Below are 18,357 nucleotides of genomic sequence, written 5' to 3' on the forward strand. Positions count from 1 at the left end.
AGCCAGGCAGAGTTGGATAAACTCACTAACCTTAGATTTCTATGAAATGATTATTTTTTTTGCTTGTAGGGAGTGTGTATGGGTTTCTGGAGAATCGTTTTTACTATTATTCTGCCGCCGCTTGGCGTGTTGCTGGGGAAAGGATTCGGCTGGGCGTTTATCCTCAATATCGTTTTGACACTGTTGGGCTACATCCCAGGCCTTATCCACGCCTTCTGGGTGCAAACACGTCACTGAGAGTCGTCACCGTAGCGGTGCAATCGTGCCGCTTTCCTTACCGCCTGTTCTCCTCTGCTACACTTTCAGGTGCTGCTTGTTAATCATCGAGGTGAATATGGGACTCTTCAATTTCGTGAAAGATGCAGGTGAAAAACTTTGGGATGCAGTTACCGGAAACCATGACAGCGCCGAGCTGGTGAAAAAAGTGCAGGAGCATCTGAGCAAAACCGGTATTCCGGATGCAGATAAAGTGGACGTCCAAATTATCGAAGGTAAGGCAACCGTTTCTGGCGATGGATTAAGTCAGGAGGCGAAAGAAAAAATCCTGATTGCTGTCGGTAATATCTCCGGTATCGCCAGCGTGGACGATCAGGTTACAACTTCTGCGCCGGCGAGCGAAAGTCAGTTTTATACCGTAAAGTCAGGCGATACGCTGAGTGCGATTGCCAGGCAGGTTTACGGTAATGCCAATCTGTACAATAAAATATTCGAAGCCAATAAACCGATGCTAAAAAGCCCGGATAAAATCTATCCCGGCCAGGTTTTGCGTATTCCGCAGGAATAATGATATTCAGATCTATTCCGTCAGTAATTTGCCGGACATGGCGTGCTGAATAATGGGAATTGGCGTCAGCAGATGCTGGCGCATTAACTCGCTGGCGCGTGCGGCATCGCGCGCCAGAATAGCATCGGTCAGCGTTTGATGCTGATCGTGCTTATCTTCCAGCATCTCTACCGACAGCACCGTTTTACGCAACCAGATGAAACGGTATCGTGCCGCCAAATCAAACAGTCGTTCACGCATTTGCAGCAGATATTGCGAACCACAGCCGGCAACAATCGCCGAGTGAAACGCCTGATGGCGCTGATCCCACTCATCAAGCATCTGCTCGCTGGCGTCAACGGCCTCCAGCTTGCCGAGCATATGCGCGCGTGCCAGAATCTCTGCTTCCCAGGCGTCGTCGCCACGCGCGATAGCCAGACCCACCAGCATGGCTTCCATATTGGCGCGGGCATCGAAAATATCGAGTAACTCTTGCCCGGACATCGGTGCCACCCGATACCCTTTCTGATTGACCACCGTGACCAGTCGCTCTGCAACCAGTTGCGAAAGCGCTTCGCGTAGTGGCCCAACACCCAGTTCATAACGTGAGGTCAGCAGGCTCATACGCAGTTTCTCATCAGGCTGATATATACCGCGGATGATATCGTTCTTCAGCCAGCGGTACCCATCAATGGCCGTCGGTTGGGAAATGGCGGTCATGGTCTTACTCCTGAATAAATGTCCCGGCCTGCGCCGGGATCAGATTTAATGCGTATTTTGCAACGGTGCTTTTTGCCACGATAGCAGTTTTTTCCAGCGTGACATAATGGGTACGGTGCAAATAATCGCGATGGCGAGTAGCCCGGTCGAAACCACCTCCAGCTGTTGCGCCGGACGGAAGAGCATCACCACTAATACGAAGACAATAAAGGCGATCACCAGCCAGGTAAGCCATGGAAAGAGCCACATTCTTAGCTTAATTTCACCGCCTTGCGCCAGCAGGATTTTGCGCATCCGTAACTGAGAAATAGCAATCACCAGATAGACCAGCAGTGCGATGGCGCCGGAACTGTCGATCAGAAACTTAAATACTTTGGCCGGCGCGTAATAATTCACGATAACGGTGAGGAATGCCGCTCCGGTAGAGAGTAGTACTGCCACATATGGCGTTTTGCTGCGGTTTGTTTTTCCCATAAAGGCCGGGGCATCGCCGCGACGGCTCAGGGAGTAAAGCATACGGGAGGAGGTATACAGCGCTGAGTTCAGGCAACTGGTTACCGACAGCAAAATGACGCAATCCATGATCAGCCTGGCATATGGAATATGCAGTAACTCCAGCACCGAGCGGTACGATCCCACCTCTTTCAGCCCCGGCATGTTCCATGGGATCAGCGCGACTACCACGAAAATGGAACACAGATAGAAAATGGAGATACGCCAGATGACCGAATTCGTGGCGCGCACGATGTGTTTATCCGGGGTGTCGGATTCTGCGGCGGCAATGGTGACAATCTCTGCGCCCATAAAGGAAAACATGGTAATGAGCATCGCACTGAGTACTGCGCCAAAACCATTGGGCATAAAGCCGCCCTGATCCCACAGTCGTGAAACGCCGCTGACCTCCGCGTACGGATAAAATCCGCTAATCGCTACCGCACCCAGGGCGATGAATGCCAGAATGGCAATCACTTTACACAGCGCCAGCCAGAATTCAAACTCGCCGTAATTTTTGACGCTCAGCAAATTACTGCCGGTTAATGCCAGGGTGATAACCAGGGAAAACAGCCAGATAGGCACTCCAGGGATCCATGAATGCAGGATGATGGCCGCAATATTAGCCTCCAGTGGGATAACCAACACCCAGAACCACCAGTATAGCCAACCGATGGTATAACCAGCCCACGGCCCGATAGCCTTATCGGCATAGGTGGAAAAGGAACCCGTATCGGGTGTGGCGACGGCCATTTCGGCCAGCATGCGCATAATCATGACCACCAGTAACCCGGCGAACAAATAGGCCAGCAGCACAGCCGGACCGGCTTCGGCAATCGCGACGCTTGAACCTACAAATAAACTGGCGCCGATAACCCCGGCAATGGACAACATGGTGACGTGGCGTGATTTCAGCCCGCCCCCTAAATCATGTGATTGTGACACTTGCCCCATCTTTAAACCTCTCGAAAGTATTTCACTTGGGAGAGCACCCCGGCATTCCCGCGCCGGGGCACGCGTATTATTGTTATTGACCCTGTTTACCGGATGGCGGCTCCGCCTTATCCGACCTACGGATTGCGTTTTTTATTGGCAGAATGTGGTGTTAAGCCTGCTTCGCCTCGGCAAAACACTGAGCAATAATGTCCAGACCCTGACGGATTTGTGCCTCTTCAATGGTGAGTGGAACAAGGATGCGCAGCACGTTGTAGTACGGTCCGCAGGAGAGAAGGATCAACCCTTTGTCACGTGCACGCGCAACGATGTCGGCGGTCAGTTTGGCATCAGGCCTGGTGTGGTCGCCGTCTTCGAACAACTCAATGGCAATCATTGCGCCCAGCCCGCGAACATCACCAATCTCGCGGTGCGTTTCCGCAATGGCCAGCAGACCATCGCGCAGGGTTTTGCCCAGGTCGTTCGCCTTTTGCAGCAGGTTTTCCTGCTCGAAAATGTTCAGCACTGCCAGCGCGGCGGCACAGGCAATCGGGTTACCGGCATAGGTGCCGCCCAGACCACCCGGTGGGACGGCGTCCATCACCTCGGCGCGTCCGGTGACGCCGGCCAGCGGGAAGCCACCGGCGATGGATTTTGCGAAGGTGGTCAGATCGGGGGCCACACCCATTTGCTCCATCGCAAACAGCGTACCGGTACGACCTGCGCCGCTTTGCACTTCATCGGCAATCAACATGATCCCGTGTTCGTCACAAATTGTGCGCAGGCGCTGCATAAAGGCCGGGGAGGCGGCGTAAAACCCCCCTTCGCCTTGTACGGGTTCAATGACGATAGCGGCAATATCTTCCGGGGCCGCGTCGTTTTTGAAAATACGGTGGATGCTGGCAATCGCATCGTCATCGCTGATACCGTGCAGCGCGCAAGGGTACAGCGCACGATACACATGACCCGGCATCAGCCCCATGCCAGCAGAGTACGGGTTCACTTTCCCGGTTAATGAGAGGGTGTAGTGGGTACGGCCATGATAGGCACCGCTAAAGGCGATGGTCCCGGTTCGTTTGGTGGCCGCGCGGGCGATTTTCACCGCGTTTTCCACCGCTTCAGAGCCGGTGGTGACCAGCAGGGTTTTCTTGGCGAAATCACCCGGTACTTTTTGGTTCATAATTTCACACAGCTCGAGGTACGGCTCATAGGCCAGCACCTGGAAGCAGGTATGTGACAGTTTTTTCAACTGCGCTTCTACCGCAGAGACAATCTGCGGATGCAGATGACCGGTATTCAACACCGCAATACCGCCAGCAAAATCGAGGAACTCACGGCCTTCAACGTCCCAAACCCGGCAGTTTTCTGCGCGTTCGGCAAAAATCGGGTGGATTTGTCCTACGCCACGAGGAACGGCGTTGCTGCGACGTTGCATGAGTTCTTTATTGGTGCTCATCAGGTGTTCTCCAGTATTTATTTTATTAAAGGCCAATACACATATATTTGATTTCTAAGTAGTCTTCGATGCCGTACTTCGAACCTTCGCGGCCAAGACCGGAGGCTTTAATGCCGCCAAAGGGGGCAACTTCATTTGAGATGATGCCGGTATTAATACCGACGATGCCGTACTCCAGCGCTTCACCCACGCGGAATACCCGGCTGAGATCACGGGCGTAGAAGTAGGCCGCCAGCCCAAACTCGGTGTCGTTGGCTTGTGCAATGACGTCAGCTTCATCTTTAAAGCGAAACAGCGGCGCCAGCGGGCCGAAGGTCTCTTCTTTGGCGACCCTGGCAGTATTGGGCACGTCCACCAGAATCGTGGGCTGGAAGAAGTTGCCGCCCAGTGCGTGAGCCTTACCTCCCGCTACGATGCGTGCGCCTTTATCCAGCGCGTCGGCGATGTGTTCCTGCACTTTGGCGACGGCTTTTTCATCGATCAGCGGTCCGGTGGTGACCTGCGGATCCAGACCATCACCGAGGTGCAGTTTGTTCACCGCCTGCTGGAGCTTGTCGGCAAACTGCTCATACACGCCGTCCTGAACATACAGACGGTTGGCGCAAACGCAGGTCTGCCCGGCATTACGAAACTTCGATGCCAGCGCACCTTCCACGGCTTTATCAAGGTCGGCATCGTCAAAGACGATAAACGGCGCATTGCCGCCCAGTTCGAGTGACACCTTCTTGATATCTTTGGCGCACTGCTGCATTAGCTGGCGTCCAATCTCAGTGGAGCCGGTAAACGACAGCTTGCGTACCAGCGGGTTGCCAGTCAGCTCATTACCAACAGCACTGGCTGAACCCGTCACGACGCTGAAAACACCTGCCGGGATCCCGGCGCGATTGGCCAGTTCAGCCAGCGCCAGCGCGGAGTACGGCGTCTGGCTGGCCGGTTTGAGTACCATCGTGCAGCCTGCCGCCAGCGCCGGACCGGCTTTACGGGTGATCATTGCGGAAGGGAAGTTCCACGGTGTGATAGCGGCGGTAACGCCGATCGGCTGTTTGATGACGATCAGACGCTTATCAGCTTGATGGCCAGGAATGGTGTCGCCGTAAATACGTTTGCCCTCTTCGGCAAACCACTCGATAAATGAGGCGGCATAAGTGATTTCGCCTTTGGCTTCCGCGAGCGGTTTACCCTGTTCCAGCGTCATCAGGCGGGCGAGATCGTCCTGGTGCTCAATCATCAGGTTGAACCAGCGACGCAGGATATTGGCCCGCTCTTTAGCGGTCAGCGCCCGCCATGCGGGTAGGGCGCGATTAGCGGCTTCAATGGCTTCACGGGTTTCATCGGCCCCCATTTTCGGTACGCTACCCAGTTGCTGACCATTCGCGGGGTTGGTCACGGCGAGGGTCTCGCCGCTGTTGGCGTCACGCCAGTGACCGTCAATCAGTGCCTGCTGGCGAAACAAGGTGGGATCGTTAAGTTGCATGATTGCTTCCTGTCGTAAAAAGGTTAACGGGTAAAGGCGGCGTGTAATGTCTCCACGCTACGTGCCGCACGCAGCGTGCGTCCGGGATTGCTCTGGTTTTCCAGCAGGGCGTGAACTTTGCTGACGATATGCGCGCCGATAGGGAGAGCTGACGTTGCCGCCGGAGACGGGGCGTTACAGGTGTGAATTGAACGCGGCGTAGTGACAAACAGGAAATCGTCGATCAGCTTGCCGTCCGGCGATACCGCCTGTGCCCGCACGCCTGCAGGCCACGGCTGCAGATCGTTAAGCGTCAGGCTCGGGCAGTATTTTTGTACCAACCGCAGATAGCCGCTTTTGCACAGCGAATTTTTCATTTCGCCAAGCCCGGATCGCAGATTGTTTTGCAGCACGCGGCGGATGCCGGAAGAGCCGAGGATCTCCAGCGTATCGCTGAGCGAGAAGTCGCGTTTACGGTAGCCTTCGCGTTTAAACGCCAGCACCGCGTTGGGGCCGACCGTGACGCTGCCGTCGATCATGCGGGTAAGATGCACGCCGAGAAACGGCATCGCCGGATCGGGGATTGGGTAGATCAGATGATTAACTATCTGGTTATGTTCTGACGCCAGGCGGAAGTATTCGCCACGGAACGGACAGATGATAAAACCGGGCTCGACGCCGAGCATTTTCACCAGTCGGTCAGCCATCAGCCCGGAACAGCTAATCAGCGTCGCGCCCTCATATTCCTGGCCCTGACGGGTATGCACAATCACGCCTGCTGCGTGCTCTTTCAGGGCGCTGACTTCGGCGTTATAAATAATCTCGCCGCCTTTGGCCTGGAAAATCTTCGCCATCGCGGTGGTCACTTCACGGTAGCTGACTATCCCACTTGAGGGGACAAAAATACCGCCCAGTCCGGTAATGTTGGGTTCGCGCTCGCGCAGTTCTTCGGCATTGAGCCATTCGCGCTCAAGACCGTTGGCGGCGGTGCGATCCCAAAGCGCGCGCATGCGCTCCATTTCCAGCTCTGAGGTGGCGACCAGCATCTTTCCGCAGACGTCATAGCGGATGCCGTTTTGGTCGCAAAAGGCTTTGGTAGCGCGGTTGCCGGCCAGACAAAACTGCGCCTTCAGGCTGCCGGGGGTGTAATAAACCCCGGCATGAATCACGCCGCTGTTGTGGCCCGTCTGGTGACAGGCCGGGCCGGACTCTTTTTCCAGCAGCGCGATTTTGGCGTCCGGATAGACATCAATCAGTTGCATGGCGGTCGACATGCCGATAATGCCGCCGCCAATAATCACAAAATCATACATCCGCTTAATTCCTTCGCGCTTACTGATGGGTCTGGTAATGGTGGGTGGCGTAGGCAAAATAACCACGCTGGCGCATCAGTTCGCGACGCAGGTCAGGATGCGAGGTGAAGCGGTCGCGACCGTGTAGCCAGAACAGGTTGTTGATCAGCAGGAATTTGCCGACTGAAACCGGAACGGAAAGAATGTTCTTGCTGGTTTCCAGCGCATCAGACAGGTCGCTCAGCCAGACGCCTTCTTCATAATCCTTCGGCTGGACAAACTGGTCGATGTAGCGCATCACCGGGCGGCCCTGCTGGTCGACGTCAAACACTGGATGAAACACGTCCTGGCTAACGTTTTTGCTTGGCGGTGCGGCAAAGCGCATGGCACGGCGTGCCAGCGGGTGGGTAAAGTACTGATCCAGATGTTCCCAGTCGTCGAGATGCAGCAGCAGCGAGTTTCCGCCGGTCATGTTCTGCTCGTCGATTTTCATCATCAGCACGTAGTCGGTGATTTCTTCGAGGTAGGTACCGTCGTTATGTAGCTCCATGACACGGTGCGGCTGACGCAGGTAGCTGTCGGAGTTATCAACGTTTTTCACCACGAAGCGCGCATAGTACTGACCGCTCATCGCATCAAAATTGGAGCGCCCGATAAGATGGGCGACGGCTGTCGCCAGTTTGACCATCTCCTCCGCCTGCGTCACGTCATCAACGCCCACGGCGTTGATCAGCAGCGCACCTTCAGCGCGGTCCAGCAGCGTTTTTAGCAGCAGCGGCTGCAACTGATTACCGCACAGATCGTCGAGGATATTCGCCACTTTGAAACGCAAGAAAGATTTGTATTCCAGCGCCTGCACCGGCCACTGCGCGACGGCTTGCAGAAATTGCTCCGTAGTCTCAGCACAGAAAGTCAGCTCCAGTAAGCGTGGAGACTGGGCTGATGGTTTCAGCGTGAAGCCGCTGTAGTGTTGGGCTGGATCTTCAGCGTTCGGTTGTACGGCAGTCAGTGCGTTCATCAGAATCGATCCTCTCAGTAGATTGTCAGGGAGACATGGCGATGCTACGTTTCGTAGCCATAAATTAAAAATATCTACATTTTTGAAAAACGCGCACAGAATGCGCTTGTTTGTTTATTATTTGTGATCAAAAGCAACAAATATTTAACATTATAAACGGTGAGGTTAAATGAAAAGCGCGGAAGATAAACAGGAGAATGTTATTTAAAAACAGAGGATTAATAATACTGCCGCTGATGGGGGGCAGCGGCAGTAAAAATGTTAGTAACCGACTTTATAAATACGTCCGGTTTGAATGCCTTCCACGCTGCGGCGGTAAGCGTTGGCCACCGTTGCCGCTGGCACGCTTTCAAAGCCAGGGAAGAATCCATCGTAGGCTTCAGCAGATTCACTCAGTACGGTCGGGCTAATCAGGTTAATGCGCAAACCGCGTCCTAACTCGCAGGCTGCTGCGCGCACAAATCCTTCCAGCCCGGCATTTATGGTCGCGGCATTTGCCCCTTGGGCAATGGGCTCATGGGCGATAATGCCGCTGATCAGCGTAATAGAACCGCCATCGTTCAGGTAATGTTGCCCGGTCAGGGCCAGACGCACCTGGCCTAATAACTTATCCTGCAGACCCTGATTAAATTCACTGTCGGTCATCGTCGATAGCGGGCCAAAGAACAGATTGCCGGTGGCGGAAACAATAGCATCCACGCGTCCTGTTTTTTCAAATAGCGCCTGTACGCTCTCTTGTGAGGTGATATCGACCTGGTAATCACCCTGCGTGCGGCCCACGCGGATAACCTCATGTTTACGGCTTAACGTCTCTGTGACTGCACGACCCACTGTACCGCTGGCACCAATAATGACGATTTTCATAACCACCTCCGCAATAGTGTGAGCCGCTATTCTTTAATGAAAATGAAATCAGATAAACTGGTTAAAAGTTAGATGATTGCTAACCAGAGGTTTGTAATATGGATAAGCTGCGCGGCATGGAAACGTTTATCGCGGTGGTGGAAAGTGGAAGCTTTACCGGCGCGGCAACGCGACTGGAGATATCAGCGGTGATGGTGGGGAAATATATCGCGCTGCTGGAGACGCAACTCGGTACGCGTTTGCTGGAACGCAACACCCGTCGCCAGAGTCTGACCGACGCCGGGCGCGTCTATTTTGAAGAAGCCCGGCGGGTAGTGGAACAGGTATCGATAGCTGAACGCTCGGTGGAGCGACTGCGTTTGGCCCCGGCGGGGACGCTACGCATCAGCGCGCCCACCTCATTTGGCGCCTGTGTCGTTTCGCCGCTGGCCGCTGTGTTTTTACAACGCTGGCCGGAAGTGCGCATTGAGCTGGATCTGACTAATCGGATGGTTGATCTGGTGGATGAAGGGGTCGATCTGGCGATCCGCATTGGTGATATTCATCAGACGGATGTGGTGGCCAAATATCTGTGCCCGTACCGCATGGCGATCTGCGCATCGCCGGAGTATCTGGCGCGTCACGGTACGCCCCGGACGCCCGTGGATCTGGTGGATCATCTGTGCTTATCCCACACCGTGTGGACGGCGCGTAACGAATGGATACTGCCGGGTATGGATGGTGAGGTCAGATGGAAACGCGATGCGATCCTGCGGTGTAACGATGGTCATGGTCTGCGTATGGCGGCGGTCGCGGGTGCAGGTCTGCTGTTACAGCCGGAAGTGCTACTGGCAGAAGAGCTTGCCAGCGGCAAACTGGTGAGGGTACTGGAGGGCTTTACGCCAGAGCCGCGACCGATTCATCTGTTGTGGCGACAGGATCTGCGCCCACTGCCCAAGCTGACGCAGTTTGTTGAACATGTGCTGGAAGGAACGCAGGGGCTACGCGGAAACTAAAAATGCCGGATGGCGCTGTGAACTGCGCCATCCGGCATTTTGTTAGCCGATATCCACCTGCGGCTTATCGTTGCGTTTGCGGATCAGGCGCAGTACTGGCGGGATCACGATAACCATCACCGCCATCACCAGCAGGACTTTCGCCACGCCGCTGGCCCACAGAATATCCATGCTGCCATTACTGATGGACAGGGCCCGACGCAGGTTCTGCTCCAGCATTTCCCCGAGCACAAATCCGAGAATCAACGGCGACATCGGGAAGTGCATTTTACGCAAAATGTATCCCAGTACGCCGAGGCCGACCATCAGGACCAGATCGAAGGTGGTGCTGTGCACGGCATACACACCGACCGCTGAGACCGCCGCAATGGCCGGAACCAGGAACCACAGCGGAATGGTCAGCATGCGGGTGAACAGACCGATTAACGGGATGTTCATGACCAGCAGCATCACGTTCGCAATCAGCAGCGCCGCGATCAGTCCCCAGACGATATCAGGCTGTTCGGTGAACATTGCCGGCCCTGGCGTGATGTTGTACAGCGTCAGCGCACCCATCATCACTGCCGTGGTGCCGGAGCCCGGTACGCCGAGCGTCAGCATTGGGATAAACGAGCCACAGGCCGAGGCATTGTTGGCCGCCTCCGGTGCGGCCACGCCGCGAATGTCCCCTTTCCCAAAGCTGTCGCTGTTACCGCTGAGTTTTTTCTCCGTCATGTAGGTGATAGCACTGGCGATGGTGGCCCCGGCACCGGGCAGGACGCCGACGAAAAAGCCAATCACCGACGAGCGCAGCGTGGCGCCCACGCACTGCGCGCCTTCTTTGGCGTTGAACATCATGCGGCCCGTTTTACGCACCAGCGCCTGACCGCTGCTGGTATGTTCCAGCATTAATAATATTTCTGAGACAGAGAACAGTCCAATCACCACCACGATAAACTGCACGCCGTCGGAGAGATGGACACTGTCAAAGGTGAAGCGATAAACCCCGGTGTTGGCGTCTACGCCGACGGTCGCAAGGCCAAGACCGATAAGCGCTGCCAGAAATGATTTCAGTGGATTCTGTGCCATCATGCTGCCGAGACAGGCAATGGCGAAGACCATTAAGGCAAAGTATTCTGCAGGGCCGAATGACAGCGACCATTGTGCTAACGCCGGGGCAAACAGAATGATGCCGCCGATGGCGATGAGCGAACCAAAGAACGAGCTGACCGCTGAGATAGAAAGCGCCACGCCGCCGCGTCCTTGCTGCGCCATCGGATAACCGTCGAGGGCAGTCATAATGGCGGCGGCATCGCCGGGCACGTTCAGCAAAATCGACGAGATTCGCCCGCCATATTCGCAGCCGATATAAACAGTCGCCAGCAGGATCAGTGCAGACTCCGCAGGCAGATGCAATGCGAAGGCCAGCGGCAGCAGGATCGCCACGCCGTTGATTGGCCCCAGGCCCGGCAGCAACCCAACGATGGTGCCGACAAAGCAGCCGATCAAGGCGATAACCAGGTTTTCCGGCGTCATTGCCACCGCAAAACCCTGAGAAAGATATATCCAGGTATCCATCGTTTCTCCGTTAACTCAGCCAGGCGCCGAGAGGTAAGGTGACGTCAAGAAGTCGATCGAAGGCATACCACAACAAAATGCCGAGAACCGACCCGGAAATACCCGCTGCCGGGATGGTGGCCCCGAACAGCAGGCCGATCACCACGGTGAGAATGGCTGTGGCAATGGGGAATCCCAGCCATTCAAAACCCCAGGCGTACATAAACAGAATAATCACCATCGTCAGCAGCTTTTGCAGCACGTGGCGACGAGGCCAACTGATGGTGTCCGGGTGGCGCAACAGCAGCGCGACGGCGCACAGCAGCATCAAGCTGATAATGCCCAGCGGAAAGGGGCGTGGCCCGACGGGTTCATAGCTGTATTCGCTGCTGATTTGCCAGGCCACGAACAGCCCGGCTATACAGAGCAACAGCCAGATACCCGCAAAAATACGATCGCTCATCATCAATGCCTCTGCGGTTATTTAGCCAGACCGAAGGCTTTTGCCTGCTCACGGTAATCGGTGACCTGTTTCTTCACGTAGTCATCGAGTTGCTTACCGCTCATGTTGAACTCGAACAGGCCACGCAAATCACGCTGCTTCTTAAATTCGTCGGTCTGCTGGAGCTTATTAAAGGCATCAACCCACCACTGGTAATCCGCATCGCTCACTTTTGGCCCAACGTAGAAACCACGGATGATTGGCCACACGAGGTCATAGCCCTGCTCTTTGGCGGTGGGCACATTGGCTAACTGACCCGGCAGGCGCTGGTCAGAGAACACCGCCAGTACGCGGATTTTGTCGCCGCTGAGATACGGCACCATCTCACTGAGATCGCCGGAGACGACCTGCACGTGATTGCCCATCAGCGCGGTGACCGGCTCGCCGCCGCCTTCAAAGGCGACATAACGCATTTTGTGCGGATCGACGTTGGCTTTTTGCGCCAGCAGCGCCGACTTCATCCAGTCCTGACTGCCGATAGAGGCGCCTGCGCCAATCACCACGCTGTTGGGATCTTTTTCCATCGCCGTCAGCAGATCTTTCAGCGTTTTCCATGGGGCATCGTTGCGCACGGCAATCATGCCGTAGTCGGTGCCCACGCTCGCCAGCCAGCGCACATCATCGACGCCATAGCGGCCAAATTTCCCCTGCGACAGGTTCAGCAGCGAACCACCTGAGAACGCCACCACGGTACCCGCTTCGGCAGGGCGTTGCGCGACGATGGCGTTATACGCCACGGCACCTACGCCGCCTGGCATATAGGTCACGCGCATCGGTTTTTCGATGGCGCCGGTTTCCATCATGCTCACCTGAATCAGCTTACAGGTGAGGTCAAAACCTCCGCCGGGTTTTGCCGGGGCGATACATTCGGTGCGCGAAGGCGCTTGTTCCGCCAGAACAGAGGTACTCATCAGTAACATGCTTGCAGTAAGGGTACGAAGTAATTGTTTTTTCATTGTTTATCCTCACGCCGGAAAACCGGATTTTCGGGTACGGAAGAAGATTTTTGTGATTATGTGAGCCGATGTGTAGCAGTTCGGTTGCGTGATTGTTAAAAAATTAACCTTTCAATTCCCTTTCAATGCGGCAGAAACTTTACAGGATGTGATATGCGTCTCTTATTAGCGGAAGATAACCGTGAGCTCGCTCACTGGCTGGAGAAAGCGCTGGTACAGAACGGTTTTGCCGTTGACTGCGTGTTTGATGGTTTGGCAGCCGATCACCTTTTACATAGCGAAACCTACGCGCTGGCGGTACTGGACATCAATATGCCGGGACTGGACGGCCTTGAGGTGGTTCAGCGGCTGCGTAAGCGCGGGCTGACGCTGCCCGTTCTGCTGTTGACGGCGCGCAGCGCGGTGGCGGATCGGGTGAAGGGACTCAATGCAGGCGCGGATGACTATCTGGCAAAACCGTTTGAGATTGAAGAGCTTGATGCCAGGCTACGGGCGCTGCTACGGCGTAGCGCGGGTCAGGTACAGGGCATCCAGCAATTGGGAGCGCTGGCGTTTCACGATGAAGGTTACTTTCTGCTGCAGGGACAACCGCTGGCGCTAACGCCACGCGAACAGGCGCTGCTGACGGTATTGATGTACCGACGATTGCGTCCGGTCTCGCGCCAGCAGTTGTTCGAACAGGTTTTCAGTTTGAGCGATGAGGTCAGCCCCGAGAGCATTGAGCTGTATATCCATCGGTTGCGGAAGAAACTGCAAGGGAGTGACGTGCGTATCGCGACGCTGCGTGGCCTGGGTTATGTGCTGGAACGCTGCGATGAGGTGGGTTAAGCCTCAGTCGTTGTACCTGCAACTGCTGATGTTTCTCGGGCTACCGCTGCTGTTGTTGTGGGGACTCTCGGCGTTTAACAGCTACGTTAGCGCATTACAGGCCGCGACGCAGGCGTATGACCGGACGCTGCTCTCATCGGCCAGAACGGTTTCAGAGCGGCTGGTCGTGCGCAATAAACACCTGGAAGTCAACGTGCCGTGGGTGGTACTGGACAGCTTTGAACTGAACATGAACGACAGGCTGTATTACAAGGTGGTGGACCCGGCGGGTAAGGTGATTTCCGGCTATGACGATTTACCGGCCATGCCGCCCGCGACCTCGCGTACCCGGCTGTATCCGGCGTTAGCGTGGTTTTATCATACCGAATATCGCGGCGAGGCAATCCGCGTGGCGCGTCTGCTCCAGCCGGTCAATGAGGGCGGGATTGTTGGCATGGCCGAAATTTATGTTGCTGAGACGCTGCAATCACGTCGTTATCTGGCGCGGCAACTGCTGTTTTCCTCCTGGGTGTCACAAGGTCTATTAGTACTCCTGACGCTGGTGCTGGTCGGCTGGCTGCTGCGTCGGGTATTACGCCCGATGCGTCAGCTGTCATCATTGATGGTACGACGTGAACCGGGATTGCTGACGCCGTTGCCAGAGTTGCTGCCATGGTCGGAAACCCGCCTGCTGATTGTGGCATTCAACCGCTACATCGACCGACTGCGGGCGCTTATTTCACGGCAGGAACGTTTTAGCGCAGATGCTTCCCATCAGCTCAAAACACCACTGGCAGTGCTAAAAACGCAGGCGGCAGTGGCGTTGGCGAGCCCGCAGCCGCAACAATGGTATGAGAGCTTACAGGCGATGAGTTCAACGCTGGATAACACCATTCAACTGACGGAAAGGTTGTTACAGCTTTCAGCGGTGAAGCGTAAAGAGCAGGGAGAAAGGCACTTTTCGCCCGTTAATCTGTATGACGTGGTGCAAACCAGCTGTTTTACCCGTCTGGCGCAGGCGCGCAGTAAAGCCATCGATCTGGGATATGAGGGGGAGCAGGAGGCGCTGTGGATTGAAGGGGATGAGGTGCTGCTCGGTGAACTGTGCGGAAATCTGCTGGATAATGCGCTGAAATATACGCCAGTACAGGGCGTGGTGACGGCGCGTTTAGTACGCGAGGGGGAAGCCGTGGTGCTGGTGGTGGAAGATAGCGGACCCGGCATTGATGATGATCGGGTGCATCAGGCACTGTTGCCGTTTCATCGCCTGGATAACGTCGGCAATATCCCGGGCGCAGGGATAGGCCTGGCTCTGGTCAACGATATTGCGCGTCTACACCGCACACACCCGCAGTTGTCGCGTAGCAATACGCTAGGGGGGCTGAGCGTACGAGTCCGATTTTTAAGCATCCCGATCTGATGTCTTTATTTCTTTGGCACAGATTATTCTCAAGAAATTGCAAATAATAAAGTTGGTTATTATTGTTATTTTAACAATAACGGTGTGCGATTTATTGTTTTTATTTGTATTGTGACACCATTAATTAATTTTAACGGTTATCCTGGGAAAAAAGAGAAACGATTTTTTGCTATTCATCATACATATAGCTGCATTCATAGTCTAAGAATTATTATCTGTCAATAACAGTTGTGTTGTAAATTATCATCTTTTTTGGTGGTGATGAAAAAGTGTTCGCTCATAAATTAATGATTAAAATCATGATGATAAAAATGATACATAGGTGATAGTCACACTAATAAACATTATTTTTTACATTTACTGACAAAGTGCCATTGCGTTTTTTAGACTTGTGATATAATTAGCAACATGAAAAGAGAAAAAAACAATTAAATATCAATAAATAATGGGCTGAGATATGCTTAAAAATTCGCTAAAGATTAGCAGTCAAGGATATCCAGTCTTTTTGAAACTGGTCGATTTTATTGTAATTAATATTACGTTAATTTTTAGTGCCCATCTGTTAGGTATGGTGCCATTTAAGACCATTGTCATTCTGAGTATTCTCTTCTCAGTGTTTTTCTTACTGCTTGCTGAATACACAAAAATGTACCAGCAGAAGATAAAAACCATCGGCATACGTAACCAAAAACGGCTGCTTTTTTGTACACTGTTGGCGATATCGTTCAACGAAGTGATCAGCATGACGGTGGCTGAACCGGAGTCACTTGGATACCTGGCAAGCCTGACACCGTCTTTTTTATCTCCTATTGTTTATTGGTATTTCATTCCTTTACCTTTTCTTTATTTTATTCGTTTTTTCATTTTTAAATATTCAACGAAAAAAAGCATTCGTGTGGCGATTATTGGTCTTACCGACAACGGTGTGGCAGCTGAAAAAGCACTGATAGCAGAATACTCCAATATCAAATTAGATTTGGCTTTTTATGACGAACGCGCTTTGTCCCGCTGTGGTGATATCGTGGATAAGATAAAAAGCCCCTTTCGTGGCCCTGTCATTAATCTGGTTGAAGAGGCCAAACAAGGGAATATCGACGAGATCTATATCGCATTACCGATGGTGGCATTACATCGTATTCGTCACTTTTTGGCCATGATGTCAGATACCACGGTAGATACCTATATTGTTCCTGATTTTTATACCTACAGTAACAATATGTCCAAGCTGCGCTCGATCCACAATCTGCAAACCATTGGCATCTTTAGCTCACCGTTTGAAGGGGCCGGTTCATTTATTAAACGTGCGGAAGACCTGATTCTCGGTAGCATCATTATGGTGATGATCTCCTCACTGATGTTAGCGATTGCTATTGGTATTAAACTTACCTCCCGTGGCCCGGTGTTTTTCAAACAAGATCGATACGGCCTGAGTGGACAAAAAATTAAGGTATGGAAGTTTCGCTCGATGCGAGTTATGGAGAATTCCGATACGGTTATCCAGGCCACCAAGAATGATCCACGTGTGACAAAATTTGGTAGTTTCTTGCGACGCACCTCTCTTGATGAACTCCCGCAATTCATTAATGTATTGCAGGGAAGTATGTCTATTGTTGGTCCCAGACCTCATGCGGTTACGCACAATGAACAGTACCGCAAACAGGTCGAAAACTACATGATCCGCCATAAAGTTAAGCCGGGGATCACCGGGCTTGCGCAGATTAACGGTTTCCGTGGCGAAATCGATGCACTTTATAAGATGGAAAAGCGCGTTCAGTATGATATTGAATATATTCAAAACTGGTCGCTATGGCTGGATATAAAAATTATTATTAAAACTATTTTCAAAGGATTTGTCGGTAAGAATGCATACTAAATTAATAGTTATTACCGGAATCGTGATATCGCAGTCCGCATGGGCTGATCTCACACCGAAATCACACATTGGCTTTGCGGGGATCGACTTCCAGGGCAACGTTGCTGTGGATTACGGCTATGATGATAACGTGACTTATCAGCCCCATAACAGTGATGCGATAGGTTCAGCTTTCCAGAGCGCAGCACCTGTGTTTAGTATGATCGGTGAGCGCGGCCAGGATAAGTATTTGTTAATGTATTCAGGTGATTATCGTAACTACTCAAGCGATTCTGCCGATAACTATAACGACCATTTTTTCCGTTTTAACGGTGCCTGGCGTTATGGGCAAATGCACGGCTTAACCTTGAATCTGGAAGATTCAATTGGGCATGAATCTCGCGGGCGCGATATCACAGAGGGCTTTTTGCCGAACCAGTTCCGCCAGTATGGAGTTAACTCTCCGCTGACGAATAATTTTATCAACAGTGAGTTGCGCTATAGCTATGGCGCACCAGATGGACGCGGCAAAGCGGAACTGGCACTGTTATATAAAAAACTGACGTTCGGGAATACCTCGGATGTGCAGGATACCAGCCCGGATTTTTACAATTATATTCAGCAGCAGGAATGGCATGAAAATAGTCTGGTTGCTGAAATTTTTGACCAATACACATCCAGAACGCGCTTTCGCTATAGTTTTATTACTAATCAGCGTCACTATGATAACAACTCAGAAAAAGACAGTAATGAATACTATTTGCTTTACGGTCTGAAATCGCAGTTGACGGGGAAAACCAACGTCGACATGAATATTTCATGGCTGTACAAAACATTTGAAAATGCCCCAAACTCGAATGATTTTAATGGTCTAAACTGGGATATAAAGGGGGAGTGGAAGCCGTTAAATCAGTCAGTCTTCACTGTCCATTCTGCTCAAAGTATTAAAGACCCCTCGGAAGTTGGGGGGTATATTTTAGTGACTGAATATGGGCTTTCTTACCAGCATTTCTGGCTGGGCAATCGTTTTTCTACTTTGCTGGACTACTCATACACCACGGAAGACTATAAAAAACAGAACAAGGATCGACATGATAAAAATGGTGTATTTAGCGTAACCATGAGCTATGACTACACGCCGTCTGTCAATTTTGAGATTAAATATCAATTAGATACCCTGAATTCGAATAAGGATACTGATTCGTTTTATATCGGTCCCAACGACAATCAGGAAGTCATTAGAACGTTGGGTTATGATAATTCTATGATTATGCTTAAAGCTAAGGTTCAGATCTAAA

General features: G+C 52.7%; 17 protein-coding genes. 7 read left to right on the forward strand and 10 right to left on the reverse strand.

The genetic code is table 11. From position 1 onward, the window contains the following. Positions 1-78 precede the first annotated feature (78 nt). Complete coding sequence (locus tag ACLJXE_RS19190) at positions 79-237, forward strand: YqaE/Pmp3 family membrane protein (protein ID WP_286630447.1); 159 nt, start codon at positions 79-81, stop codon at positions 235-237. 97 nt (positions 238-334) lie between these two features. Further along, positions 335-784, forward strand: coding sequence for a peptidoglycan-binding protein LysM (lysM, locus tag ACLJXE_RS19195; RefSeq protein ID WP_286630448.1), 450 nt, complete (start codon positions 335-337; stop codon positions 782-784). Between the two features lie 12 nt (positions 785-796). Here lysM and csiR read toward each other — a convergent pair whose 3' ends face one another. From csiR to ACLJXE_RS19230, 7 genes are all read right to left on the reverse strand, one after another. Continuing rightward, a complete protein-coding gene (gene csiR, locus ACLJXE_RS19200; RefSeq protein ID WP_410751729.1) occupies positions 797-1,483 on the reverse strand; it encodes a DNA-binding transcriptional regulator CsiR in 687 nt (228 codons plus the stop codon). A 45-nt stretch (positions 1,484-1,528) separates the two neighbouring features. Further along, positions 1,529-2,929, reverse strand: a complete 1,401-nt coding sequence (gene gabP / locus ACLJXE_RS19205; RefSeq protein ID WP_286630450.1) for a GABA permease — start codon at positions 2,927-2,929, stop codon at positions 1,529-1,531. 151 nt (positions 2,930-3,080) lie between these two features. Beyond that, a complete protein-coding gene (gabT, locus tag ACLJXE_RS19210; protein ID WP_410751730.1) occupies positions 3,081-4,364 on the reverse strand; it encodes a 4-aminobutyrate--2-oxoglutarate transaminase in 1,284 nt (427 codons plus the stop codon). A 25-nt stretch (positions 4,365-4,389) separates the two neighbouring features. Further along, positions 4,390-5,838, reverse strand: coding sequence for an NADP-dependent succinate-semialdehyde dehydrogenase (gene gabD, locus ACLJXE_RS19215; protein WP_410751731.1), 1,449 nt, complete (start codon positions 5,836-5,838; stop codon positions 4,390-4,392). A 23-nt stretch (positions 5,839-5,861) separates the two neighbouring features. Next, positions 5,862-7,130, reverse strand: a complete 1,269-nt coding sequence (gene lhgO / locus ACLJXE_RS19220; RefSeq protein ID WP_286630453.1) for an L-2-hydroxyglutarate oxidase — start codon at positions 7,128-7,130, stop codon at positions 5,862-5,864. A 19-nt stretch (positions 7,131-7,149) separates the two neighbouring features. Beyond that, positions 7,150-8,127 (reverse strand): glutarate dioxygenase GlaH, encoded by a 978-nt coding sequence (gene glaH / locus ACLJXE_RS19225; RefSeq protein WP_410751732.1) that lies wholly within the window; start codon positions 8,125-8,127, stop codon positions 7,150-7,152. 261 nt (positions 8,128-8,388) lie between these two features. After that, positions 8,389-8,991 carry a short chain dehydrogenase gene (locus tag ACLJXE_RS19230; protein ID WP_271457235.1) on the reverse strand — a complete coding sequence of 201 codons (603 nt, stop codon included), beginning with the start codon at positions 8,989-8,991 and terminating at the stop codon, positions 8,389-8,391. 98 nt (positions 8,992-9,089) lie between these two features. On the opposite strand from ACLJXE_RS19230, the gene ACLJXE_RS19235 reads away from it, so the two are divergent. After that, positions 9,090-9,986, forward strand: a complete 897-nt coding sequence (locus ACLJXE_RS19235; RefSeq protein ID WP_410751733.1) for a LysR substrate-binding domain-containing protein — start codon at positions 9,090-9,092, stop codon at positions 9,984-9,986. 42 nt (positions 9,987-10,028) lie between these two features. Here ACLJXE_RS19235 and ACLJXE_RS19240 read toward each other — a convergent pair whose 3' ends face one another. The 3 genes from ACLJXE_RS19240 to ACLJXE_RS19250 are packed head-to-tail and all read right to left on the reverse strand — an operon-like array spanning position 10,029 to position 12,980. After that, complete coding sequence (locus ACLJXE_RS19240; protein WP_410751734.1) at positions 10,029-11,543, reverse strand: tripartite tricarboxylate transporter permease; 1,515 nt, start codon at positions 11,541-11,543, stop codon at positions 10,029-10,031. Positions 11,544-11,553: 10 nt separating this feature from the next. Continuing rightward, positions 11,554-11,988, reverse strand: a complete 435-nt coding sequence (locus ACLJXE_RS19245) for a tripartite tricarboxylate transporter TctB family protein (RefSeq protein ID WP_410751735.1) — start codon at positions 11,986-11,988, stop codon at positions 11,554-11,556. Positions 11,989-12,002: 14 nt separating this feature from the next. Next, positions 12,003-12,980 (reverse strand): Bug family tripartite tricarboxylate transporter substrate binding protein, encoded by a 978-nt coding sequence (locus tag ACLJXE_RS19250; RefSeq protein WP_410751736.1) that lies wholly within the window; start codon positions 12,978-12,980, stop codon positions 12,003-12,005. Between the two features lie 153 nt (positions 12,981-13,133). Between ACLJXE_RS19250 and tctD the strand changes: the two genes are divergently transcribed. The 4 genes from tctD (at position 13,134) to ACLJXE_RS19270 (ending at position 18,356) form a co-directional block, all read left to right on the forward strand. Next, the gene (gene tctD, locus ACLJXE_RS19255) at positions 13,134-13,808 is read left to right on the forward strand and encodes a transcriptional regulator TctD (protein ID WP_410751737.1); all 675 of its coding nucleotides are present in this window, start codon (positions 13,134-13,136) and stop codon (positions 13,806-13,808) included. Then, on the forward strand, positions 13,795-15,207 hold the full coding sequence (locus ACLJXE_RS19260; RefSeq protein WP_410751738.1) for a sensor histidine kinase: 1,413 nt from the start codon (positions 13,795-13,797) through the stop codon (positions 15,205-15,207). The genes tctD and ACLJXE_RS19260 overlap by 14 nt, the downstream gene beginning before the upstream one ends. 457 nt (positions 15,208-15,664) lie before the next feature. Next, the gene (locus ACLJXE_RS19265; RefSeq protein ID WP_410751739.1) at positions 15,665-17,080 is read left to right on the forward strand and encodes an undecaprenyl-phosphate glucose phosphotransferase; all 1,416 of its coding nucleotides are present in this window, start codon (positions 15,665-15,667) and stop codon (positions 17,078-17,080) included. Then, positions 17,070-18,356 (forward strand): outer membrane beta-barrel protein, encoded by a 1,287-nt coding sequence (locus ACLJXE_RS19270; protein WP_410751740.1) that lies wholly within the window; start codon positions 17,070-17,072, stop codon positions 18,354-18,356. Before ACLJXE_RS19265 ends, ACLJXE_RS19270 begins: the two co-directional genes overlap by 11 nt. Position 18,357 lies beyond the last annotated feature (1 nt).

The organism is Citrobacter sp. U14242 (genome assembly GCF_046555775.1).
GTDB lineage: Bacteria > Pseudomonadota > Gammaproteobacteria > Enterobacterales > Enterobacteriaceae > Citrobacter.